Genomic DNA, 22,655 nt, shown 5'->3' on the forward strand with positions numbered 1-22,655 from the left:
TTTAATCCTTAAGTCTACCTGTTTCTTCGTTAATCAGATTGAGAATATATTTATAAACATCGCTACCTTGACGAGCGTGATAAATATTGTCATGGCCAAAGCAATCACCAATGCCATCTTCTTTTTTTACCGCATAATTCACTCCGATAACCCCCATGGTCACTTTGGTTTTCGAAGCGGTATCACTGGCATTTTTGCTTTGGAACACATTACGTTTTTGCGAAATGCGTTCTTTTAAGTTTTCACACAACCCCAACTTAACCAGCCTATTTAGGTAATTGGAAAAGGTGACGGTGTCATAACGATTGTTGACCAAAAAATGGCGTTGAAAGTCACCATCCGCACCGTCTGAAAGCAAAATAAAGACCTGCTCTGGGTTTAGATCGGTGGCTTTGTCTGCCATTTGCGCCGCACCGATGATGCCTTGCCACGATTCTGTTAAACCATATTTTGAAGCATAGTAATTCGCGCCATTAAGTTGGGCGAGAAAAGCGTCATAGTCATCGGTCAGTGGAATATCTTCAAAGGTTTTGATCTCTGTAGAGTAGTCATAGCTGCTCACCTGAGGTGGAGAAAACATTTTCTTCACCGTTTCTCCCGGCGTACGATAAAACGCGTAGTCGAAAGCAGTACGCTTGCTCCCTACCTTTTGCACTGAGGTATGGTGATAACCGACGATCGCCACGCGGCTTTTCTTATCCGTTTTAAACTCGCGCAGATCTTCTACAATGCGGTTAATCGTCTCAACCACCACATCATACTGCGTTTTGCCACTGCGTCCCCAAGTACCCGTCATCGATCCACTCATATCGAGAATGAAATAGATGTCTAAAGGCTGTGGCAGGAACTTGCGAGAGATCGAGCTACCCGCCACATCAAACTCTTTTGTCAGCCCCATACTCTCATACGAGATCCAGGAGTCATGCGAGGTTTTCGCTGATACTACAAAGTCAGTAAACGGCGCTAATTCGCCACTGCGCTGTACACAACCATCACGATATTCACAGCGGCGGTTAAATACCGCCACTTCAACTTTCCCTTTGTTGTCTGTGACATACTGATCGACGATTTTCTGTGCATACTCTTGGTTTTGCTCGTCTTTCTCTTTAGGGCTAGCAATAAGCGCGAGACTCGCAACTTCCGCCGCTTCAATGATTTTGGTGTGTGCCATGTGGCGCTGCGTCATCTGCATCGAAAAAACCATGATGATGATGAGTACAGGAAGCAACCCCATAAAGGTGACGCCGGCAACACCACGCTGTTTTTTTAAGCTCATATCTACACCCGCGCAAATGAAAAGGAGGTGGCGATCGTGCGAACCACATCACCGTCCGCCAAACCAAAAATATTAAATGGCGTTTCGTAGCACAGCGTTACCTGATACATGGGCAAGCGGCGGTTGTGCGACGTGATCGGCAACAGCTCAAGCGCTTGCTCCTTGCTCAGTTGGTTAAGATTCGGTAGCTGACAGCCCTGCACCGCGCCATCACGAAGTTGTCGATATTTCTTTTTGAAGTTGCGCGGGTTGTCCCCTTCTACGGTCAACTGCTCAATCTGAATCCCTAACTTAGTTCGGTCGAAATTTGGCATCATACGTTTGAGCGATGCCATCATTAAGCGATTCATCACTTGCTTGGTCTCATTGCAACGCGCATCGGAACCAAAGCAGATGTCCACTTCGCCACCAAACAACTGCTTGCGCTCAGACATGATGGTGGTCATAGAGTAAACCGCTCTTTCGAGTTGGCCTTTGGTGTTAATCGCGACCACGTAATTCGCGACGGCAACAAATAATCCTGAGAAAAACATCAGGACCAGTGCCAGTTCGACCATAAATGCCCCTTTCTGTTTAGCTTTCACACCCAGCTCCTTGGCCAATCTTAAAGGCACATCGTTCATATTCTTGAATGGCCATCAGTTCGCGGCGCACTTTAAAATCCGGTAACAGCCCATCGAAAAGGGTGTTATAGGTGTATTCCATCCGGTACATAGCAATCGCCATATTCTTCGGTTGACGGCTCTTTTTCGGGCACTGCTCAACGTCCTCGTAGTCGGTATTGCAGATCACAAAGTCTTGATAGTCTTTAAAGTAATCAACTTGGATTTTGACCGAACCCTCTTTGGCCAAATATTTCCACGCAACGCCCCCTTGCTGGTTGATATGCTTTTCTAACTCTTTTTGATACGCAACCGTCGTCGTGGAACTGGCGCTGCCCAGTTTTTTGGTCCGAATCACCGATACGGTTAACGCGTGATCAGAGATGCTCATCGAATAGCTGAGCAGACAAATTTCGACCCAAGAAAAACACATCATAAGTAGGATGGGTAACCCCATCGCTACTTCAACGGTGAGAGCGCCCTTCTGCCGTTTGATCATAGTTCCACGTACCTTTTCTTGGTGTAATCAACCACAAAAGCGCCTTTAATATTCAAACTGTTGAGGAAAGCTTTCGCCTCTTCAATATCACTGAATTCACCAATGCAGTAACGCTTCCATAAGCCGTGTGTGTAGGAGTAAACCGTCCCGTAGTTTTCCTTAAGGAAGTTGAGATAATCACTTGGGATTGCTTTATAAGTAGCTAATACCTGAATACGGTAAAGTGACGGCGCACTCGGTTTAAGATTGTTCACATCCAGCTTCGATGGTGTAAGCACATTGCTCGCAACAGAAACCGTGGGCGCAACGATTTGTTCTGCAGGTTTGCTTGCCTTGACCTCTGCGGTTTGCATAACCGTTGCTCTTGTCGTGTCTTGGGTTTTAGGCATGGTTTGTGTTTGCACAGGTTTTTTCCCTTTGTTCACGGTTTTCATCAGTGCAGCCAACTGTTTTCGCGCATCTTCTTCGCCTTTCTCATGCTTAAGCACTTCTAATGCAATGTCTGGGCGATTGGCTTGCACAGAGGCAATAATCAAGTTCGAGCGCACTTTGCTATCGCTTGGGGTTGCCACGTAGAGGTCATACAGCAGTTCGGTGGCTTCGACATAGCGGTTTTGCAGCAGATAAACTACGGCAATGTTGTTACCCGCTTCTCTGTCGGATGCACCATGCTTACGGCTCTGCTCAAAGTTTTCGATCGCCGAAGCGTACTCTTTGCGCTGGGCGTAAATCTTGCCGACCAACAGATAGTAAGCAGACTCCTCACCACCTTCATCGAGATACTTTTCCATCTCTTGTAGCGCCGAATCGTAACGCTTCTTCTGATAGTTCAGATTGGCTAAGCTGTAGATGTACTCGGGTTCATCGAGGTCTGCGGCCGTATAGGTATTGGTGTAGAGCTCAGCCGATTTGACATCGTCCATCTCCAGATAGAGATTGACCAATTTAACCTTATACTGCGGCACCTCGGCCAAGTTCGCTTTATAGAACTCGACCAGTTGTTGCTTTTCGCCCGAACTGCGCAGCAAACGCTCCTTGGTTTGCAACTCACTACTGATGCTGGCACAGCCAACCAGCCACATCAGAATTACGGTTTTGATTATCCACTTAGCCATTCATTAACATCCTCATAATGCCTGGAGCAATAATCAGAATAATTATTGGCACCATGATAAAAACAATCATAGGAATCGACATTTTGGCGCCGAGCTTTCCTATTTTCTCTTCCAGCTCCATCATGTTGAGCTGACGAATATCAGTCGCTAATGTCGCAAGTACCTGCCCCACCGACGAACCAAATTTCAAACTCTGCACCAGTGTCATCACAAAGCTTTGTGCTTCACTCGAAGGCACCAGTTGCTGGAACTCTTCCAATGCTTTCTCTATCCCGACCACTTTAGAGCGTTGCACCGTTGCATTGACGGTATGGGCAAGATACTTATCGACGGTTTGCAGCTCTTTCGCCAAATACTCGAGTGACGCTTCAATCGTCATGCCGGTATGCACACACACGTTCATCAAATCCAAAAGGAAAGGCAGGCGAGAGCTGACATGGCGAGTGATGCTGTTGGCTCGTGACGAAATAAACATATCGGGGCCTGCGACAAACAAGATCAACGCCACCGCCCCAATAAGAACCACTTCGTTGATTCCAATCGCTTGGACACTGTAGGCCGCGATGCAACCAACAACCGTGATAAACAGCGGGCCAATTTTGAACAGGTAGTAAGTCTGGGCAATAAAATCACTGTAAATGCCCGCCGCGACCAACTTCTTCTTCGTCTCTTCTTTGTTGAAGCTGAAGCGTTTGACGATCAGCAGCAAAAAGTCCGTTCGCTTCTGTTGCTCCTTTGTCGAACCGATGATCTTACGCACAGACAGCTCAGCGCGAGTTTCATCCCACATCTTGAGCGCAAAAAAGGCCAGTGCGACGGAGATCCCCAGCGCCACCAGCGCGAACAGCAACAGGGGTAAGGAAAAGTTCATGCCCGTACCCCGCGTAGAATCATCCAAATACAGATAAAACCGATGATTTCACTGCTCAGCACGTAGTAAAAGATCGGTTTCCCACCTTCCTGAAACATCACAAAGTCGTAATTTTCTGGGCTGGTGAATTTCAGAATCATCAAGAAGAAAACGGGTAGGCTGGCGATAATTTTGGCCGACATGCGCGCTTCGGAAGTCAGCGCGTTTTTCTTCTTCTCGACCGCTCGCGCTTCAAACATCAAACGGTTAATGCGGGAAATCACTTCTTTTAGCTGACCACCACGATTTAAGTTGATGCGAATCGTTGCTGCGAAGAAAAAATACTCCACGTATGGAAAAGAGGCACTGCTGCGCGCCAACACTTCGTCAGGATCCTCACCAATCAGCAAGCGCTCAGACATGAGTTTAAATTCGCGCCCCACTTCGTTGTCGAGCTGCAAACCGACATACTCAAACGCGTGCACGATACTTTGCCCAGAAGAGAGCGCACCAGAAAGAATATTCAATGCATCTGGGAAATCTTCTTTAAATTTGTTGGCTTTGGCCTGCTTAAGTTTGACCATAAAAACCACAAACAGCGGCGGCTGGCCAAACAGCAGCACTTGGAAGATATCCTTGCGCAACACGAAATCGTTCACCAGATAAAGAAACACACCCGAAACCAACAAAAATGCGGCAATTTTCTTAACTGGCTCTGGTTGTAAAATCGTGATGAACGTTTTTATCGACTGGCGGATTTTCGATTTCAAACTAACGTCGAATTTCTGCGCATCAATGACCGTTTTTTGCCCCTTCACCCCTTCGAAATCTTGTTCAAAATCGATGATGCGGCGAATTGTCTTATCTTGCTTGCGCTTGTGGCTTAGGAAATAGAGACCGATTGCCACCCAAGAGAGCACCATGAGCCACTTCATGCAAAGATCTCCCTCACCGTCTCTTCCAAGCCAAAGAAACGGGCCCGCTCATAGATCACTGAGCGTTTAGACAAGCCTGGAGAACGAAACTCGCCGACAATTTTGCCGTTTTCCGATTGGCCGGTGGTTTCGTAACGGAAAATATCTTCCATCACCACGTTGTCCCCTTCCAGACCGACAATCTCACTGATGTACATCACCTTACGGCTGCCATCATGCAGACGTCTGACCTGCACAATCAGATCGACAGCACTGACGATGGTACGGCGAATCGCCTCCAGCGGCAGCGACGCGGTCGCCATCATCACCATACTTTCGGTACGGGCGATGGCATCTCGCGGGGTGTTGGCGTGGAGTGTAGACATCGAGCCATCGTGGCCGGTGTTCATCGCCTGCAGCATCTCAAACGCTTCGCCGCCACGACACTCACCGACGATGATACGGTCTGGTCGCATACGCAGGGCGTTGATCACCAAATCACGCGCGGTAATTTGCCCTGTCCCTTCCACGCTGGCTTGGCGGGTTTCCAAACGCACAATGTGCGGTTTTTGCAATTGTAGTTCTGCCGCATCCTCGATCGTCACCACACGCTCTCCTTCACCGATAAAGCCAGAAAGTGCGTTGAGCAAGGTGGTTTTACCCGAACCCGTACCGCCAGAGATGAGGATGTTGCATTTACAATGGCTAGCGATAGAGAGCAGTTTGGCCATCTCAATCGACATAGCGCCAAACTGGACAAGGTTTTCCAGTTTGATTTTCTGCTCTTTGAACTTACGGATAGAGATTGATGTACCGTCAATCGCCAGTGGCGGAATAACGATGTTTACCCGGCTTCCGTCTTGCAAACGCGCGTCACACAGTGGCGATGTTTCATCAATACGACGTCCGACATTGGAAGCAATACGTTTTGCAATCGTGTTGAGCTGCTTCTCGTTAACGAACTGAATCGGTGACTTTTCAACCTTGCCACCGATCTCGATAAAGATGTCATACGGGCCATTGATCATGATGTCGGAGATGTCATCGTTATCGACCAGTTTTTGCAGCGGTCCAAGCCCCTTCAACTCGTCATACAGTGCTTTCACCAGTTCGGTTCGCTTAAGCGAACTGACTTGCAACTGCTTTTTGTCGATCAGAATGTTGACCGATTCGGTTAACTGCTCGGCCAGCTCCTCGTTACTGATCTCAATCAGCGATGAAGCATCGATGGCATCAAAAATTTCGTCTCGTAAGTCGAGATAGATCTGCTTTAACTGATTCATTTCTTAAACAGCGAAAATTTCTTGGCGTTTTTGGTTTGAACTTGTTTACCGGTCAGGCTGGCGACCATCTCTGCGATGGTGGCGGCATATTTGCTTTTCATCAGACCAGTGGTTCCCATTTGGATAAGCTTCTGTTCAAGCCCCGGTTCGTAGTGAAAATCCAGAGAAGACTTACACTTGATGCGCTCACGTGCATTGTTCAGCGTGACGAGGTAATCTTTTTGTGGGCGCGTCATGCTGAAAACCACTTGATGCTCCGCTTTACCCATTTTCTTTTTGAAACGGTTGTACGCGCGAAGCGACGATACTGATGGCTCACACACCAAATAGATGCGGTGATACTTCTCGGCCAAGTCTTGATCGTGCACTTCTTCAAACGAACTCATCGGCACCGAGTCAATGATAAAATTATACTTATCAATCAGTTCTGACGAGAGATTGAACAGCGTTGAAGCATGATCGTTAAGACACGCCGAGGTCTTTTCTAATGCCAGATAATCCAGTTTATCGGTCACTTTGCACAAGTAAGTAGCGGCGATCGCTGAGTCGACTTCAGACTGATTCAAGTCGATACTGTTTTCTTTGATTTTGTAGCCTTTCACCCCCAGAAAGATGTCGCCATTCATTGCGCCTGAGTCATGATCCACCACCAAGGTCTTTAAATTGGCACTGTGAACCAAAGAATTCGCCAACACGCTGCTGATACACGAAACCCCGATGCCACCCTTAGTGCCCAGGAGTAAAATACGTTTGGCAACGCGCGTTTTACCATTCTTTGAAGCATCGGCAATATCGCGCTTTAAACTGGCAAGTAATCCATCCAGCTCTTCATCCCACAAAATGTAGCTAGCACCACATGCTTGAACTTTGTCACGCGTTTTAATCGAATCTAAATTGCTGATAACTAACAACTTGATGCTAACATCAAGGCGCGTAGCAATATCCGACACTTCTTGCACCATGCTGTGGTTATCTCGCATATCGAGAATCACGTGGCTAAGTGTGACATCACTGCGATTCCACACCGCTTCTTGTTCAATTTCGCTCACTTGCAGTGGTTTTGCGAAACCTTCAATTGCGTATAACTCTTCCACCGATTGAATAAATGCCGCATCGTCAGAGACAATGAGATCCTGTGCTGTATTGGCACTACTGCGTTTTGAGGAAGAACCTTTAAATAAGTTATCTAAATCCATCATCAGTAAGTACTCTTCAATGGGTTAGCCAAGCTGATATTGCGGTTGTGCTCTAGTGAACAACCAAAGCGATATTCATCTTTATTGGAAAACGCCAACGAGCCACACTCTTGGCTGCGAATGTGGACATACTGCGCCTGAATCAAGACTGCTTTTTTCTGCTCGCTGCTCGCCACTTCCAATTCGTAACGATTTTTAGTGACTTGAGAATTTTTCAGTTGCACCAGCAGTTGATCTATAAACTCGCTGGCTGCTGGCTGGTAATAGATTTTGAACTTAGCTTTTGGCTCTCGTTGGTTGACCTCTTCAATAAAAGAGATTGCCTTATTGACGGAATGTGCTTTCCCTGTCGAGTTAAACTCATACGTTTCCTGCAACTGTTCCATCATACTGGTGTTAGAGGTGTTTACGCCGGAACAGGCCGATAAAAGCAGGGCCATGATGACAAGACTCCACATTTTCATTAGTTAAATCCTCCTTTGTTCAGGGTATTTTCCAGTTCAGGCTCATTCATTGATGAGAGATCGATACGCAGCAAACGCTCAACATCGCTGGTTCGACGGAAACTCGGTAACTTGATGTCTTCGGTTTTCACCGGATCAACCAGATTCACCGTGGCAACAATGATCAGCTCGGTTTTGGTCTGGTTGGATTTGGTATGGCTAAACAGTGCGCCAATGATCGGAATGTCGCCCAATAGCGGGATCTTACTCAGCGACTCACGCTCTTCAGAGGTCAACAGCCCCGCCAGCACAAAACTCTGCCCATCTTTGAGTTGCACGGTTGTTTGCGCTTTACGAGTTCTTAGAGCAGGCACATTGATCAAACCAGTTGAAGTTTTCTTTTCTTCATCAATCGAGCTGACTTCAGGCAGCAGCGACAAGCGGATGTTTTCAGAGTCAGTGACTTTGGCCACCATCGACAGCTTAACGCCATACTCTTTATAAGAGACGGAAATACCATCTTCGTCGCGAATAGCGATAGGGATCTCTCCGCCGACAAGAAAGCTGGCTGTCTCGCCCGAAATCACCGAAAGATTGGGCTCTGCCAGCACGCGTCCAATTTGATCATCACCACTGGCGGTGATCACTGCGACAATATCTTGCGCAGAAAAATCAAGCAGTTTATTAACAAACCGACCCGACTGGCCTGAATCACTGTATGAAACGCCCAACTCAGTTAAAAACGTGCTCGACACTTCCGCGACGGTCAACTTAACGTTGATCTGTTCGGTGGTCAGTACTTTCAGATTGTTGATCACTTGCTCGTAAACATAGGTGGAGGTGTAGTCAAGACTGTCGCCCTCATCCCCATTCGCATCTTTTAATTGAATGACGTCACGTGTAACACTCTTTTTCAGCATTTCACCAACCGTGCGGTAGATCTGAATTTTGACTTCTTCACTGCTGACCACGCCATCTAGCACCACTTGTTCACCAACATTGGTGAGATTGACCGTTTCATCAGGAAAACGGGCAATTAAGGTTTGCTTAAGCAGACGCAGGCTTTTGTTCACCACCACTTCGGTGTTGTAAAGCTCATTCCCACTACGGTCATAAACGATAATTGATGTGGCTCCCATACCGACGCCGTAAACCACGACTTTGGTTTCATCGATAATTTTGTAGTCAGCGACCGTTGGATCAGCGACAAACACCGTAGAGATCTGGCGCTTTAATGAGATGGTTTGTGCCGAACCTTGATTTAAGTTCATCAACTCCGATGAGTGTGCAATGTAAGAAACAAAGCACAATGTGGTGGTTAGCAAACAAATTAGCGATTTTTTCATTTTTATTCCTTTCCACGTAACTCACGAACACCAAATTGATCTTCTAGGATGTCGCTGCTTCGGACAGATAAATAACGTTTTGCCACACTCGATGGAACAATGCTGATATCACCAATCTTCTGCGCCATTTCCAGTTTCAATACTTGCGGCACTTTAAGCGCAATCACCAAACTGTTCGGTTTTTTCTCAGAGCTGCTGTCATTTTCATCGCGGTCATGCTTAATAACTTGAATTACTTTCGCATCGCTAATAATAATTTTGCTGACCAGATCGCCGATATCTTGATACCCCGTTTCTAATAAGTTTGATTTAGATGAAGTGGTTGAAACGAAACTGACACTGTCGCCTGGTTGCAGTGTCAAATTCTCAATAATATTCGAACCTTCTGGCTCATAGTAATAAGGAACTTCATCTTTTCGCAGTGAAAGAAACATATAATCCCTGTCACCGGGATTACTAATCACTTGGTTGGACAAAATACTTCCTTTGAGTAAAGGTCGGTTAAATAAAGCACCAGGTTGAATATCCAATTCATTTTTTAGCGTGTAGCGCCCTGTGTGCGCTTCAGATAGTTTGACTTCAATTTCCCTATAGAAAGCAGGCGATACAATGTTTGTTTTTTCAACATCTTGTGTCAACTCAAGTAAAACCACTGTCGGTTCTTCAACCGCTTCTATTGCCACAGGCTCTTCCGCTTGGAAAAAATCACTCATAAAGAAAAAAAGCGTACTGAATATTGCAATAGAGAGAAAGAGCATTACAACCGTTCTATTCATGGATACATCTTCTTACGATGGATAATTAAAATGGAGGTTTCCCTCCATATAATTAAGAAAATTTAAATTAGTTTGTTGGTGCAGATGCTGTTCCCGCTTTAGTCATGCTGTCTGAAATCTTTGTCATTGCCTCAGTAAGGGTGGTTTTTAGCGAACCATCTTTAAATACAAAAAGAATAATCGCAGACATGGCGACGGCAATGATTGCGTATTCTACTGCCGTTACACCACGCAGGTCATGTTGCAGGTTAAGTTTAAACTCAATCATTTTTGCCATAGCTTTGTTAATCATAGTGTCCTCTTCGAGAATTTTAAAAGTTGCGTGATAAATTTGTGTTCTTATAGAGCGAGAGAGAATTTACCTCATGTATAAAATAGATACCAATTAATTAGAGTTATAAATCTATAACGGCCAATGATGATAAATTTTTATTATGCCTGTATTACTATCTTTTCTGAGCAAAACCGTAATATTTCTATATAATGAGAATGTTATTACTTTGTGTTTATCTAATATGCCTCTATTAATTCTATTCTTCTTCTCGCTCTCTCTCTACGCTTGCTACACCGATGCAAGATACCGCGTTATTACCAATAGTACTGTGCTGCTTGCTTTCTGTGCGTCACTATTGATTGCACTGCAACTGGGCTATCTACTCCCGGCACTTGGCATCGCGAGCCTTTGCTTCTTCGCTAGTGTAGCACTTTGGGTACTTGGCTTTTGGGGAGGCGGGGATGCGAAACTGTTTCCAGCGATGATGTTAGCGATAAGCCCTAAGTATGCCGTTTTGGCGATTGCATTTATTGGTTTGCTTGGTGGTGTGACAACACTGTTTATTTGGCTATATTGCCTAAAAAGCAAGCAGTCGATAAAAAAAATAGGCATCCCTTACGGAATACCTATTTCCCTATCATGCAGCTTGTTTATGTTTTTAAGCTGGTTGGTCCTCTGATAGCCATTTAATGAGCTTGTTCAAAAAGCTCATTTAACTTTGTTTTCAAGCCGATTTTATCTAAATCTTCCGACATTCCCTCACTAAACCAAACGTTCATGTTAACTTGCTGACTGGTTGGAATTTTCTTGCAATTCGGTTCGCGCACCGACCAATCAGGGCATACCATTATCGTTCCATGATTTTCCAGTTCTTTATTCATTAAACGAGCAGAACTGGTGCTGACCCAGCTTGATACAAATCGAGTATCAATTCTTTTTTCCTTTAATAATTCTTGGACCAGCGCTTTTGAGAGTGAGTTGCAATATACCACGCGAAATGGATAGCACTCATATACGTCTATACATGCAGTGTGACAAATTACATAATTAGACGAACTTAGCTGATAGGAATGTCCATTTTCAGCGCTTAAACGATTCAGACTAAAAACCACATCAAAATTGGCGATATCAAGAGTTGCAGTGGTGCTAAAACTGGTGATCGCTAAATCGGTGTTATTCAACGCTCTGAATTCACTTACTACTTTTTCTACAAGTATGGGACAGAATGAATCTGCAATTGCGATGTTATACTGTTCCCGCGTGTCTACTTTTTCAAGGTCCTCAAACAGCTTCTCATACATAGACATGGTTTGATCTGCATATTCTAATAGTACCTTGCCGTGCTTTGTTAATCCAAACCCCTCTTTTCTAACGAAAATACTTGCCCCGATTGTATTTTCAATTTTTTTGATATGCTGCGAAACAGCAGGCTGAGTCATAAATAGAGACTCAGCTGCAGCGGTGAAGCTTTTATGCTTAGCAACCTGTGAAAATGTCCGAAGATATTTTACATCGATCATTCTATGAACGGTTTTCATGATGGCTATCTACCTTGATGTTACCTAGTTTTATTGTTTTTTTGTGTACTTGGTATTTTTTGATTTTTAAAATCCAGACAAAAATATCAATACCCCACGCGAGTTACAAAAAACTATTGTTTATGCAACTATAAACGCGGCTTATACATCCGATCTGAGATTGTTAAGGTTTTGTAATTGAACTTACTCCTAAGCCGTTATCCATAAGGGATGTCGACTATTAACAACAATGCGATTTTATTTGAACTGTGAATTAAATTTCATGCAAACCATATCACAAATATGTGATGAGTATCACGTGAATGTCAGTGCGTGCATCATGGTGCGCTCTCTAGTATCAGTTAGTGATACTACAAAAATGCATCAGTATCACATTTTCGATACTACCAGAAAGTCGTAGCGAACTGCTTTGATCTTGTCACTGAAATGAGAGACTGACAGCGTACTGATTAAAATAAATACACTCGCAACATGATTCATTTTCATCAGCTTAGATATGCAAAGAGGGGCAAAGCCCCTCTTTTATAATAACTTAATTGCTTATTGATAACTTATCAATGGCGTCTACGTAGCGCTAGTAAGAGCAGAAGAATGCCATTCCACAGAGAGAGAGAACCGGCGCTCTCATCTTTTGCTTCCGCAGCCGGGGGATTAGTCATTTCGTCATCTGCTGGAACGGTGGAATGGGCAAGTTCAATCTCTATCCAGCCTGATTTTACTTCGCCGTTGTCAAACATTACTCGATAGGATACGCGATCGATCAAACCATCAAAACGTGATTGTGGCGCTTGATAGTGCAAGTGAGTACCTATCATATACGCACTTCCATGCTCTGGTGGCTCGGTGATTTCTACTTGATAGAAACCAAAATACTCCGCCATCAACACATCAACCGACAACTGACTACCAAACTTACTTTTAAAACGTGCTTTCTTCACTTCAGGAGTCTTATCTACAACCTGAACTTCAGCTGTTTTGCTTACTTCATTACCCTCTTCATCAACCACCGTCACTTGCAGAGTCACGGTTTCACCGACCTTAGCATCCTGTGCGATAGTGAAGACAACTTGATCATCTGTAACTCTACTCAGTTGGCCTAGAGTTCCCGAGACTTGTCGCCAACGGTAGTGGTGTAGCGAAGAATCAACATCTTCAAAATTGAGCACTGAAAAAGTAGCTTGCTCGCCAGCCGTAGCGTAGGGTTTATCAACACGGAGCGAGAAATGATGCAGATCGTTGACCGGCAAAACATCGATGTACACGGTTGCAACATTCGACATCATCCCCTTCGAGTCGATAATGCGGAAGGTAAAACTGTCTTTGCCAAAGTAATCATGTTCAGGAAAATATTGATTGCCGACCACTTGACCATGTTGCGGCAGGTTAACAATTTGCCATTGTGTAGTACTTTCTTTCACCAGCGTGAGCAGAAGAGGCTGGTCTTCTCTGGTTGTAAAGTTCACATCTTCCAGTTGCAGTGTTTTAGGCAGTGAGATTTGAACGCTCACTTGTGCGCGATTACTGACTCTTCCCTCACTGTCTCGTAAACGATATTCAAAGCGGTCTATCCCCTCCGCATGGGTAAACGGCGTATAACGCTGACCGTCTAACTTCCCTTTTTTCGGCTGACTCAAGAACTCAATCTCGTAGCGATTGCCAGCGTATAAATCTTGATCATTGGCCTTTACATTCAAGCTAATTGAGTCGCCTTGCTGCACCTGATAGGCATCGTCTACCGCTCGAGGCAGTGGATTAACCGCAGTTTGCAGCAAAGCAGCGAAAGGAAAGAACTCCCACCTCGCCTTACTCATCATGCCATTACGCAGAGTGGTTATACTGGCGTAAAACTGCTCTTTATGCTGACCATCGCTCAAATAAGCATCATAGAAAGAGGTTGAATACTCAGGCACCGCGTTGGTCAGTTCAAGCACTAAAAGGTGCCTTGCTTGAGCAAGTTCAACGGGCTGAGCCAGCAGTAATCTGCCCCCCTCTTTTTGCGCTTGTCCACGTGCGATTTCTATCCCATCCGCTACATCAAATGTTGCATCGCCACGCCAGTTAGTCTGATATGGATAACGCACTAGTCGGTATTCTATTGGAAGAGTGGGATCTTGCTTTTGCGCATAGAATTGAATGCCGACTAAGGAGGTATCGGCATGATGTACGTCAACACCAAAGCCTATAGCCTCAATACTCCGGTCATATTGCGCGTACTGACGTGAGAAAGAGGTGATCCACGCGTGCTTGCCACGTGAATCCGGCACGGTAACGGTCAAGGTTGCCTCTTGTGGCGAACTGACGATATTGCTCAAACTGACCCCGGTATCGCGTCCTGCAGTGGCTAAACGTAGCGATGGGGAAGTGTCATCAGAGAGCAAAGTGACATTGCTACTTCCCGGGAAAAGGTCACCTGCATCACTCCAACCACCATGACTGAGTTCGTCCAATCCATCTGCTTGAAAAATCTGCACTTGCATCGGACCACGACTGTTAAATTGATTGTCAATCATCACCGCAGTTGCCAATACTCCCTCACCAGACAATGCTCTGTCATAGTCCACTTGGCGACGATTCTGTAAATAAAGCTTTGGTCCCATTTTCTGCAAATAAGGATCAAGATAAACCACACTTTCCCCTTTCTCGGTTGCAACCGTGTAGCCTTGATTGTTATTCAGCACTTCTGGTTCAAGGAAACCCGCGGCCTCTTTGCTCCAAGCCGTCATATTAACGGGTGTTTCTCCAGAATAACGATCGCCAGGTTTACGTCCCCAGGAACCGCCGCCCATCAGCCCCCAATCACCGATGGATCCCTGATGCTGATACGAATACAAATCGGGCAACCCCAACATTAGGTGACCAAGCTCATGTGCAATGACCCCCATAGTTGATTGGTGGTCGCCTTGATTATCAGCAAACAAACAGTAATCGCGAATCGTCACACCGTCGAGTGTTTCACTGTTGTGAGAAAATTTATGAGGCCAGATGTAAGGCCGATTCAAGCTGCCTGCTGCGCGATCATAACCCGCAAAAACAAACATAACAGACAGCTCTGAAGGTTTGATGTCACCATCACCATCTACATCATACGTCGAAAGATCGATATATTGATCGACTTTTTTATAGGCTTCTTTAAATACGTTGTTCAGTTTACTTGTACACGTATTATCCTCTTTTGAATGACAGTCCGGATGCACTAAATTCAGTGAAATAGCAATAACGCCATCATTTTCCGTACCTTGTGATTCTCTCGCTGGTGTCACAATATATTTGTTGTAACTGTTCTTTAGGAAATAATCTCTAACACTTTGTCCTTGCTGACCAAAAATAGTTTGCGTGAAATCATTAGTCATTTGCTGATCAGAAAAGCTCACTTCAACAACCAATAGAGGCTGTGTCACTGTATCTTGATTCTGACGTATTCTAGAAGAGAGATGATAAGAAGGAGTACGCGTACTATTGTTCGAATTCAGTGAACTCGCCCATATTTTTGCCTGTGGCACTGGGTATCGATGTGAGTCCGATTCGCTCGGCACGCTCGCCTGATTTGTAACAGACACACCGGTAGAAATGACTTCCCCCACACCATCTGTCTCTATGTATCTCCCAAAAAACCATTGCTGCTCTTGGTAAATGTAGACCAAACCTCGACGATCTTGATACCAAGCCAATTCCTCATTACCCATCAGACGTAGTTCTCTGTTTGAACCATCGGCCATAGTGAATTGATGCCAATCTGGTGCCGGCATAGTCGTTGCGTATAAATTAAACGAAGAGAGCAAGCAGGATATGGATATTCCCACTTTGTTTTTTTTGAGTGATAAAGACATCTTCCTACCCAATTATTCAAATAGGTAAGGAAGGTAGCAATCTCATTAAGACAAGACCAATTAGTTTTTAAACTAATTACATAAGTTTAAGTTATATCCTCAAATCAATTTTATCGTTCTTCGATAGTACATTATGGTTACTTGCTGAAATGGCATCGAAAATTCTATGCCTTTCTAGCCATCATAAAACTTATATAGACAACTGTGATAGATACTGGTTTCTCTTTTTTAAAAACAGCTTGAATATGACTTCAAGTTGATTGTAGTCCACTCTACCTCAGCAGCCCTTTTTCCCAGCTAAAGCACTTGGCATAATGTACTTCTCAAACTGCAAGTATGCCAATATCCGATCTTCGGTGTTATATATAACCCGATTGAGTTTATTGGTTAGATCGTAAGCATCTTTGCCATCGACATCATATTTAGTACTGCACATACGTAGCCGAGTGATTTCATCATAAAGATCATTGGCAAAGAGCAAATTCGCGTAGTCATCCTGCTCATAACGATGTAGCAATATTTGAGAAGAGAGCTGTGCATATTTCACTAAATATAGATGCTGTGCTTGACTATCTGCCATGTTTGCGATTGCTTTATCGACGTCATCCCTTACTGAGTTGTGGTCTAAATCCTCACCAAATAGAGCGAGTGGAAAGGGTTCAGCGTTTGACTGCGCAATCACACCACAATGTGCTGATTTGAGACTATACAAACACATCATCAAAGTTAGTAGTAATTTTGGCACGATATTCATTTCATAAACATTTGGTCAACAAAACACCGAAGAATAAATATTATTCCTTTGAAAGGGAATATTTAACTATTTATATGGTTATAATAAAAAATTATGGAATAAATTATTTTTATTAGCATATTAATATAAATAATTTAAATAACACGTTTCCTATAGATATAGTTCGCGCGAACTTTATTTATGGAATAATAAGATGAATATTCAACAAAGCAAACGGTCGGTTATCGCTCTATCGATCCTGCTCAGTCTCAGTGCTTGTGGCAACGACTCCGGCAGCGGATCTTCCGCTAGCACAACTCAAACTGATAAACCGGACACACCCATTATAATACCGGATGATGGCCTAGCGCATTCCGGCCAATGTACAACGTCTGAACTTATAGCGGAGCGTGACAATCTTACCTCTCGTATCGCCAATGCTGATTACGATTGCATGAGTTCTTGGTTCAATGCCAGCCAGACAGAAGTGGATGTCGTGTTCTCTGAACAAAACGTCTCTCTGGTCAACGACACGCTCAATAGCATTGTGGCACGCTATCAAGGCGATGAAAAAGATGCACAGCAGCTCTACTACTTAGCCGAGTTTATCAAAGCCGCATACAAGAATCGGCATGATACTTATGCTCGTTTGCTTGCTCCTTTTAGCTCCAATTTGAGTCATGCGATTGCGACCACTTCGGCGACATTTTTACGTAATGCTCATGCACTCGACACTGGCGATGAGCAGATGAAAGCACTCGGCTCCATGCTGATCATCGTCGATAGCGTGCGTCAGCTACACGTCGCGGCGGCGGATATTTTTGCATTGTTGGACCGCTTTGATGCCTCATTGGCCGATAATTATTACTATCGCAAAGCCATCAACAATATTTTTATTGCAATGGCTGGTCATTCTCAAAGCCGCGATTTCTATCAACTGCTGACTGACAACCAAAGTTATATCGATACTCTGTCCAATTTCATCACAACAAACCGCTGGGCAATTGGCACCGACAACGAATTTCTTCTTGGCAACGCCGCGCGCGAACTCGCCCGTTTAATCCAAACACAAGACAGCGAGTTGAAAACTAAAATGACGCAGACACTGAGTAGTTTGCTGCAACAATTCCCATTAGGTGGAGACTCGGATCGTATTTGGGTCGGTATTGCCGAAATGGTCAACGCGTACGCGCCGGAGTTGAACGAACAGCTCGGTCTACAAGATGCCAAGGCGAAACTGCGTCAACGTGTCATCACGTTTACTCACCACTGCCAAGGACCGGCACAAATTCTGGCTCAGTCCATGACATTAGAACAAGCTGAACAGGTTTGTCGCACATTAAACGGCAAAGAGGCTGATTTCCACACGGTGGCAAAAACCAACAAACTGCCAGTACGAGACGATAACAGTAGTAAAGTCGATGTAATCGTCTTTAAAACTAAGGACGATTACAGTACCTATTCTTCCTTTCTGTTTGGCAACTCGACCAACAACGGAGGACAGTTTCTGGAGCGAGATCCTGCTCAAGTGGGAAACATTCCCCGATTCGTTGCCTATCAAAATGGATGGGATGACGACTTTTCGATTTTGAATCTCGAGCACGAATATGTGCACTATCTCGATGGACGTTTCAACCAATACGGTGATTTCCATACCACCATGCGTGAAGGATACATTGTTTGGTGGTTAGAAGGCTTTGCTGAGTACATGTACTACAAAGAAGGCTATCAAGCGGCGCTCGTTCTAGGTAAAGAGAAAACTCATACCCTGAGCGAAGTTTTTTCAACCAGTTACAACGATGGCGTAAATCGCATTTACCGCTGGGGCTATTTGGGTGTGCGCTTTTTGTTTGAGAAACACCCTGAGGTCGTTGAACAACTATTAAGTTATTCACGCCTTGGTGAATACAAGCAGTGGGTAGCTTATCTCAAACAAATCGGACCTATTTATGACGAGGAGTTTTCTTTGCGGCTTGATGAAGTGAGCAAAGATATCGATGACACTGTCACTCCGCCAAGCAAAGTGGAGAAGCCTCAGGAGCTTATCATCAACACCCCATTTGCAATCGCTGGCGAACAGTATTCAGAAAAATTGTTCTATGTTGACGTAGCACCAAACACGCGCGAGTTAACATTAACGATCGAAGGCAGTGGCGATGCTGATCTATACGCCTGCTACGAGAAAGTATGTCATTACTACGATTATCAATGGAGCAACTATGCGCACGGCAGCGATGAAACGATCCAAATTGATAGAGAGTCTGACGGCTACGTAAAAGCAGGCCGCTATTATCTCAGCATTAGCGGCCGTGAAGCGTTTGGTGTTCATGTGAGTGCCACCACCCGTTAAGGTCATAGTTCAGCGAGTTATTTGTTTAACAAGCAAAAAAATAGCCAATCACAATGAGGTGATTGGCTGTATATACTTGTGAACAATATCGGTTCACTAACAACGTCAGTTGGCTAGGTGACCCTCGGCTTAAAAGGGTCATTCTACTTAATGCAGTTAGTGTGCCAACTTTGAAATACCCGCTTACTCGATGTTTATGAACAAATTTTATGCAAATGCAGACAAACTAAGCTCATATAATCATCACTAAAGCTTCCAGGATGTTGCAATTTGCAAAACAAAATTTTTATTTTGCACTTTTATACCAACTTATATGCAATTACATACAAACTTTCCAAGCCGGGATAGATTTCTGCGATCACCTCTTTTAACACGGGTAGCGTCATATTTTCTTGGCTAGCATGGTGGTCATTCAGTTCAGACAGCAAAATTGGCTTAACCGAAAGAATCTCAATACGACAAAACCGTCTATCATCCTCAAAAGTCGCCACGTCAACTTGGCTACCGGGAACGTAATGACTCTCCGCTTCGTCTCTAATAGTGATGGTCTTCTTCCCTGATAATATGTCGCTTTCAAAGCGTTCAAAGAACGTAATTTTATTAGGTGTGTTCATGGGTTACCTCCAAGTGGTATTGTACTCTAATTGTGAACCGACTAATGCAAAGTAAACCGATTGGTTTATCCATTGGTAATTGCTATCTTTAGGTAAACCGCATAGACGTGCGCCATCAACCCGGCAGAGTATCAAGATGAATCTTTGCATAAATTCAGCGTGTATTGCCCTCATGCTCCTGAGCTTTCAACCACTGGCGTCTCCCGAGAGAGGATGGATATTCGACTCTGCCGACAATGGTATTACCATCCATTTCCGAGAACATAGCGATGACTTGGTTGAGGTAAAAGCGCAGATGTTCACCCCAACGACATATGCTAGCTTTCTTCGTCTATTGCAAAATACCGATAAGGTCTCAGAGTGGGTGGATAACGTAAGCGGCAGCGTAGTGCTCAAGCAGATCAGCCCAAGCGAGAATATTGTCTATACGCAGTTCTCCGCACCTTGGCCAGCCAAAGATCGGGATATGCTCACTTACTCAACCTTTCGTATTGATGCCGAAGGGTTTCGCTTAGAAATTAGCGATGCACCGCAATCCATCTTGCCACCACAAGCTGACTATATTCGTATCACGTCCGTTCACGCAGTTTGGCAACTGAAAAAATTGACCAATGGCAATACGCATATTGAATACACGGTTTTTGCTGATCCTGGTGGCGCACTCCCCAATTGGCTGATCAATAAACTCGCCAAAGAGAGCGCACGCACCACTTTCGAGAATCTCAGAGCCCAGCTAGCGCCCTTTCAAACAGACGAACACCCCGAGATTAATGAGTAATGTTAGGTTGATCACCATAAGCGCTCATACGGCAAATAAATCAGGTTGGTTATCGCCAGAGCTAAAATCACACCAAAGGTCAACATCATTCCTCTGACACGCCAAGGTAGAGTGTCAGATAAAATCGCACGAGCATGGGCAATACGTCCGACCACAAACAAGACACCAAACGCATGGATCCATACCAACGGAGCGCCATTATACTCGGCCAATGCCAGCAAAATTAGCGTGATTGGAACATATTCCACCGCATTGCTTTGCGCACTTCGCGCAATAATGAGTGCTGGGTGGCCACCATCGGCATACTTGATTTGTCCCGCTTTGCGCTGAGCAATCACCTTAGTTGAAAGCCAAATCATGATGAGTGACAAAATCGCGGCGTAAAGTGCAGTTACCATGCAATATTTCCTTATGTGCTTTGGCACTTCCACCGATTGAAAGCGCCAAACCATTCTTAAGCAGATTCGGCATAAAAATCAACACCAGTTCGATAACGGTTTACTATGACACACCACTTAACGCCTAACTAAACAGACCGTGCACAAAAGCTTCAATATCGCTGCGCTGAGTGTTGGGATTAAGAAAAACGGCCTTTTCACCGGGCAGAAATAGACAATGGCCCTGTTCGTCGTAATCGGTTCTCGCCATAGATGTAATCCAGTTGGTTTTCAGTTCACGCCTTTGACGTGAGAGAAAGTGATTACGATGAAAGGTTGCACTGGAAACAATGTTCTCCATATACGCCTTCTGCTTGATCAAACGGCGTTCGCGGTAAAACTGCGCTTGAGCGCTCTCTTTCAGTTGTGGATTGTAAAGACGAAATGTGACACACGGCCCTTGGTTCTCCCCCGAAACAACAAAACAATTCGGCCATTGTGACAGCAAACAGCGCATATAATTGGCATTTTGTAGCCCATGAGCCACCAGCGTTTGATAACCTTCAAACCCCATACTTGCTAAGGCGGAATAGGCGGAAAATACGCCTACCGCACTGCGCGAGCACTCGATGGTCGCCTGTAGATGAGTGTTATCTCGCTGCTGAGGCTCAAAATAAGAGAAGTAGTTGGGATCTTGCTTCAAAAACTCCATATCTTGGCGTTTTTTAACCAACAATAAGCTCGACGTGTAAGGCACATAGCCCCATTTTTGAAAATCAATGCTGATAGAATCAGCGAATCGCAATCCGTTAATCAATGAGGCATGGCCTTCGATACCATCCAAAGTTGCTGAATTGATGCCGAGTGGATTCTGTGCGAAATCGTAATCACGGAAAAAAAGCAGGCTCCACCCCACTGCCGCATCGACATGAATATGAGGTCGGTAAGACAGCGCATATTGACGACAGATCCGTTCACGAGTCAAATAAACTTCTGCCACATCATCAATGGCAAAGGTATCTGTTGTACCAAAGGTGAGTAAAATCGTCGGGACTGCCTTCCCTTCTTGTAAACAATTATCCAGTTGCTTGGCCAAGTCCTGGACATCGATTTGGTTATTTTCCCTCAAGCGCACCCGAATCAACTGCTCCTCAATGTTGACGCCAAGTAAGGAGAGATTGGTCATATTTGAGTAATGTCCCGCTTGGGAGTTGATAAAAGCAAATTGCTTGTCGCGAAACCCACGCATGACTGAGTCCGGGAAGCATTTACGCAACCCAAGTAAATAACCATAAAGATTGCAAAACGTCCCTCCTTGAGTAAACAAGCCAGTCGCATCTGCCGCATCGTAACCGACCAAATTGGCCATTTGCCGGACCACCACTTTTTCCAGTTCGGTCGCGTTACCAGCGTATTCACTGTAAACCAAATTAGGGTTAGCAATCGTTGCCAACATTGCTCCGTGAATCGCGGGATCACAAGGAGTGGAAATAACGTTTTCCACTGAGGCTGGATCATCCCAATTTTTGGTCGTTGCCGCCGCGTAAAGTGCTAGCGGATCAAAACGAACCAAGGGGTTCACCTGCTGAGGGATGGCACTTTCCCTACTAATTCTCTGACGTAAAGCCAAGTTGTACGGCGTGAACAAGTTCTTTTTGCTATTAACCAGCTCTTTGATTTCCTTGATTTTATACAATGGCCAAAGGCTGGGGTCGCGGGCAAAAAACTGCCTTAATACACTTTGGTGCCGTTCTGCAAAACGTGCAGACAGGCGATTATGTTTTTCGTCTAACCAAGAATGGGACGTGACTTTATCCATACGCTTTTCCTCACTTCGAAAGCGTTAAACGGGCCAAACGGCCCG

General features: G+C 44.8%; 21 protein-coding genes. 3 read left to right on the forward strand and 18 right to left on the reverse strand.

The window, feature by feature from the left end:
* Position 1: 1 nt before the first annotated feature.
* The 12 genes from EWA64_RS19585 to EWA64_RS19640 all read right to left on the reverse strand — a co-directional run bounded on the left by EWA64_RS19585 (position 2) and on the right by EWA64_RS19640 (position 10,592).
* Entirely contained in the window at positions 2-1,276 is a 1,275-nt protein-coding gene (locus EWA64_RS19585; protein WP_052079232.1) for a TadE/TadG family type IV pilus assembly protein, read from the reverse strand.
* 2 nt (positions 1,277-1,278) lie between these two features.
* Positions 1,279-1,860 carry a tight adherence pilus pseudopilin TadF gene (gene tadF, locus EWA64_RS19590; protein WP_061894544.1) on the reverse strand — a complete coding sequence of 194 codons (582 nt, stop codon included), beginning with the start codon at positions 1,858-1,860 and terminating at the stop codon, positions 1,279-1,281.
* Positions 1,850-2,377 (reverse strand): TadE/TadG family type IV pilus assembly protein, encoded by a 528-nt coding sequence (locus EWA64_RS19595; RefSeq protein ID WP_039436147.1) that lies wholly within the window; start codon positions 2,375-2,377, stop codon positions 1,850-1,852. Before EWA64_RS19595 ends, tadF begins: the two co-directional genes overlap by 11 nt.
* Positions 2,374-3,492, reverse strand: coding sequence for a tetratricopeptide repeat protein (locus EWA64_RS19600; RefSeq protein WP_061894543.1), 1,119 nt, complete (start codon positions 3,490-3,492; stop codon positions 2,374-2,376). Before EWA64_RS19600 ends, EWA64_RS19595 begins: the two co-directional genes overlap by 4 nt.
* A complete protein-coding gene (locus tag EWA64_RS19605) occupies positions 3,485-4,363 on the reverse strand; it encodes a type II secretion system F family protein (RefSeq protein WP_061894542.1) in 879 nt (292 codons plus the stop codon). The genes EWA64_RS19600 and EWA64_RS19605 overlap by 8 nt, the downstream gene beginning before the upstream one ends.
* Entirely contained in the window at positions 4,360-5,277 is a 918-nt protein-coding gene (locus tag EWA64_RS19610; RefSeq protein ID WP_061894541.1) for a type II secretion system F family protein, read from the reverse strand. The genes EWA64_RS19605 and EWA64_RS19610 overlap by 4 nt, the downstream gene beginning before the upstream one ends.
* On the reverse strand, positions 5,274-6,539 hold the full coding sequence (locus EWA64_RS19615; RefSeq protein ID WP_039427390.1) for a TadA family conjugal transfer-associated ATPase: 1,266 nt from the start codon (positions 6,537-6,539) through the stop codon (positions 5,274-5,276). The genes EWA64_RS19610 and EWA64_RS19615 overlap by 4 nt, the downstream gene beginning before the upstream one ends.
* On the reverse strand, positions 6,536-7,738 hold the full coding sequence (locus EWA64_RS19620) for a CpaE/TadZ family protein (protein WP_082796660.1): 1,203 nt from the start codon (positions 7,736-7,738) through the stop codon (positions 6,536-6,538). Before EWA64_RS19620 ends, EWA64_RS19615 begins: the two co-directional genes overlap by 4 nt.
* Positions 7,738-8,199 carry a hypothetical protein gene (locus tag EWA64_RS19625; RefSeq protein WP_061894540.1) on the reverse strand — a complete coding sequence of 154 codons (462 nt, stop codon included), beginning with the start codon at positions 8,197-8,199 and terminating at the stop codon, positions 7,738-7,740. Before EWA64_RS19625 ends, EWA64_RS19620 begins: the two co-directional genes overlap by 1 nt.
* Complete coding sequence (locus EWA64_RS19630) at positions 8,199-9,524, reverse strand: type II and III secretion system protein family protein (protein ID WP_061894539.1); 1,326 nt, start codon at positions 9,522-9,524, stop codon at positions 8,199-8,201. The genes EWA64_RS19625 and EWA64_RS19630 overlap by 1 nt, the downstream gene beginning before the upstream one ends.
* A 2-nt stretch (positions 9,525-9,526) precedes the next feature.
* Entirely contained in the window at positions 9,527-10,300 is a 774-nt protein-coding gene (locus tag EWA64_RS19635) for an RcpC/CpaB family pilus assembly protein (RefSeq protein ID WP_061894538.1), read from the reverse strand.
* Between the two features lie 67 nt (positions 10,301-10,367).
* Positions 10,368-10,592 carry a Flp family type IVb pilin gene (locus tag EWA64_RS19640; protein ID WP_061894537.1) on the reverse strand — a complete coding sequence of 75 codons (225 nt, stop codon included), beginning with the start codon at positions 10,590-10,592 and terminating at the stop codon, positions 10,368-10,370.
* Positions 10,593-10,815: 223 nt separating this feature from the next.
* Here EWA64_RS19640 and EWA64_RS19645 point away from each other — a divergent pair, with 223 nt between their 5' ends.
* Entirely contained in the window at positions 10,816-11,253 is a 438-nt protein-coding gene (locus EWA64_RS19645) for an A24 family peptidase (protein ID WP_061894536.1), read from the forward strand.
* Between the two features lie 7 nt (positions 11,254-11,260).
* On the opposite strand, the gene EWA64_RS19650 is transcribed toward EWA64_RS19645, so the two are convergent.
* From EWA64_RS19650 to EWA64_RS19660, 3 genes are all read right to left on the reverse strand, one after another.
* Positions 11,261-12,112 carry a LysR family transcriptional regulator gene (locus EWA64_RS19650; protein WP_039442802.1) on the reverse strand — a complete coding sequence of 284 codons (852 nt, stop codon included), beginning with the start codon at positions 12,110-12,112 and terminating at the stop codon, positions 11,261-11,263.
* A 554-nt stretch (positions 12,113-12,666) separates the two neighbouring features.
* The gene (locus EWA64_RS19655; protein WP_244881468.1) at positions 12,667-15,858 is read right to left on the reverse strand and encodes a M6 family metalloprotease domain-containing protein; all 3,192 of its coding nucleotides are present in this window, start codon (positions 15,856-15,858) and stop codon (positions 12,667-12,669) included.
* A 358-nt stretch (positions 15,859-16,216) separates the two neighbouring features.
* On the reverse strand, positions 16,217-16,693 hold the full coding sequence (locus EWA64_RS19660) for a chromosome segregation ATPase (protein WP_139045674.1): 477 nt from the start codon (positions 16,691-16,693) through the stop codon (positions 16,217-16,219).
* Positions 16,694-16,886: 193 nt separating this feature from the next.
* On the opposite strand from EWA64_RS19660, the gene EWA64_RS19665 reads away from it, so the two are divergent.
* Complete coding sequence (locus tag EWA64_RS19665; protein WP_369435837.1) at positions 16,887-19,022, forward strand: M9 family metallopeptidase; 2,136 nt, start codon at positions 16,887-16,889, stop codon at positions 19,020-19,022.
* 299 nt (positions 19,023-19,321) lie between these two features.
* Here the strand turns inward: EWA64_RS19665 and yqfB are convergent, their stop codons facing one another.
* Positions 19,322-19,636 (reverse strand): N(4)-acetylcytidine aminohydrolase, encoded by a 315-nt coding sequence (yqfB, locus tag EWA64_RS19670; RefSeq protein WP_061894533.1) that lies wholly within the window; start codon positions 19,634-19,636, stop codon positions 19,322-19,324.
* A gap of 136 nt (positions 19,637-19,772) precedes the next feature.
* Here yqfB and EWA64_RS19675 point away from each other — a divergent pair, with 136 nt between their 5' ends.
* Complete coding sequence (locus EWA64_RS19675) at positions 19,773-20,414, forward strand: START domain-containing protein (protein WP_061894532.1); 642 nt, start codon at positions 19,773-19,775, stop codon at positions 20,412-20,414.
* Between the two features lie 11 nt (positions 20,415-20,425).
* Here EWA64_RS19675 and EWA64_RS19680 read toward each other — a convergent pair whose 3' ends face one another.
* Together EWA64_RS19680 and EWA64_RS19685 are read right to left on the reverse strand one after the other, a co-directional pair.
* Positions 20,426-20,812 carry an MAPEG family protein gene (locus EWA64_RS19680; protein WP_061894531.1) on the reverse strand — a complete coding sequence of 129 codons (387 nt, stop codon included), beginning with the start codon at positions 20,810-20,812 and terminating at the stop codon, positions 20,426-20,428.
* A gap of 124 nt (positions 20,813-20,936) precedes the next feature.
* On the reverse strand, positions 20,937-22,610 hold the full coding sequence (locus tag EWA64_RS19685; RefSeq protein WP_061894530.1) for a pyridoxal phosphate-dependent decarboxylase family protein: 1,674 nt from the start codon (positions 22,608-22,610) through the stop codon (positions 20,937-20,939).
* Between the last annotated feature and the right edge of the window lie 45 nt (positions 22,611-22,655).

Origin of the sequence: Vibrio cidicii (genome assembly GCF_009665415.1) — a bacterium.
Classification (GTDB): Bacteria; Pseudomonadota; Gammaproteobacteria; order Enterobacterales; family Vibrionaceae; genus Vibrio; species Vibrio cidicii.

Bases quoted from the DNA above. Each gene is read 5' to 3' on its own strand.
- EWA64_RS19630 (WP_061894539.1), bottom strand. From the start codon at position 9,524: ATGAAAAAATCGCTAATTTGTTTGCTAACCACCACATTGTGCTTTGTT.
- EWA64_RS19675 (WP_061894532.1), top strand. From the start codon at position 19,773: ATGAATCTTTGCATAAATTCAGCGTGTATTGCCCTCATGCTCCTGAGC.
- EWA64_RS19685 (WP_061894530.1), bottom strand. From the start codon at position 22,610: ATGGATAAAGTCACGTCCCATTCTTGGTTAGACGAAAAACATAATCGC.
- EWA64_RS19620 (WP_082796660.1), bottom strand. From the start codon at position 7,738: ATGATGGATTTAGATAACTTATTTAAAGGTTCTTCCTCAAAACGCAGT.
- EWA64_RS19640 (WP_061894537.1), bottom strand. From the start codon at position 10,592: ATGATTAACAAAGCTATGGCAAAAATGATTGAGTTTAAACTTAACCTG.
- EWA64_RS19600 (WP_061894543.1), bottom strand. From the start codon at position 3,492: ATGGCTAAGTGGATAATCAAAACCGTAATTCTGATGTGGCTGGTTGGC.
- EWA64_RS19655 (WP_244881468.1), bottom strand. From the start codon at position 15,858: ATGCCGGCACCAGATTGGCATCAATTCACTATGGCCGATGGTTCAAAC.
- EWA64_RS19665 (WP_369435837.1), top strand. From the start codon at position 16,887: ATGAATATTCAACAAAGCAAACGGTCGGTTATCGCTCTATCGATCCTG.
- EWA64_RS19610 (WP_061894541.1), bottom strand. From the start codon at position 5,277: ATGAAGTGGCTCATGGTGCTCTCTTGGGTGGCAATCGGTCTCTATTTC.
- EWA64_RS19585 (WP_052079232.1), bottom strand. From the start codon at position 1,276: ATGAGCTTAAAAAAACAGCGTGGTGTTGCCGGCGTCACCTTTATGGGG.
- EWA64_RS19680 (WP_061894531.1), bottom strand. From the start codon at position 20,812: ATGGTAACTGCACTTTACGCCGCGATTTTGTCACTCATCATGATTTGG.
- EWA64_RS19660 (WP_139045674.1), bottom strand. From the start codon at position 16,693: ATGAATATCGTGCCAAAATTACTACTAACTTTGATGATGTGTTTGTAT.
- EWA64_RS19605 (WP_061894542.1), bottom strand. From the start codon at position 4,363: ATGAACTTTTCCTTACCCCTGTTGCTGTTCGCGCTGGTGGCGCTGGGG.
- EWA64_RS19595 (WP_039436147.1), bottom strand. From the start codon at position 2,377: ATGATCAAACGGCAGAAGGGCGCTCTCACCGTTGAAGTAGCGATGGGG.
- EWA64_RS19625 (WP_061894540.1), bottom strand. From the start codon at position 8,199: ATGAAAATGTGGAGTCTTGTCATCATGGCCCTGCTTTTATCGGCCTGT.
- EWA64_RS19650 (WP_039442802.1), bottom strand. From the start codon at position 12,112: ATGAAAACCGTTCATAGAATGATCGATGTAAAATATCTTCGGACATTT.
- EWA64_RS19615 (WP_039427390.1), bottom strand. From the start codon at position 6,539: ATGAATCAGTTAAAGCAGATCTATCTCGACTTACGAGACGAAATTTTT.
- EWA64_RS19645 (WP_061894536.1), top strand. From the start codon at position 10,816: ATGCCTCTATTAATTCTATTCTTCTTCTCGCTCTCTCTCTACGCTTGC.
- EWA64_RS19635 (WP_061894538.1), bottom strand. From the start codon at position 10,300: ATGAATAGAACGGTTGTAATGCTCTTTCTCTCTATTGCAATATTCAGT.
- yqfB (WP_061894533.1), bottom strand. From the start codon at position 19,636: ATGAACACACCTAATAAAATTACGTTCTTTGAACGCTTTGAAAGCGAC.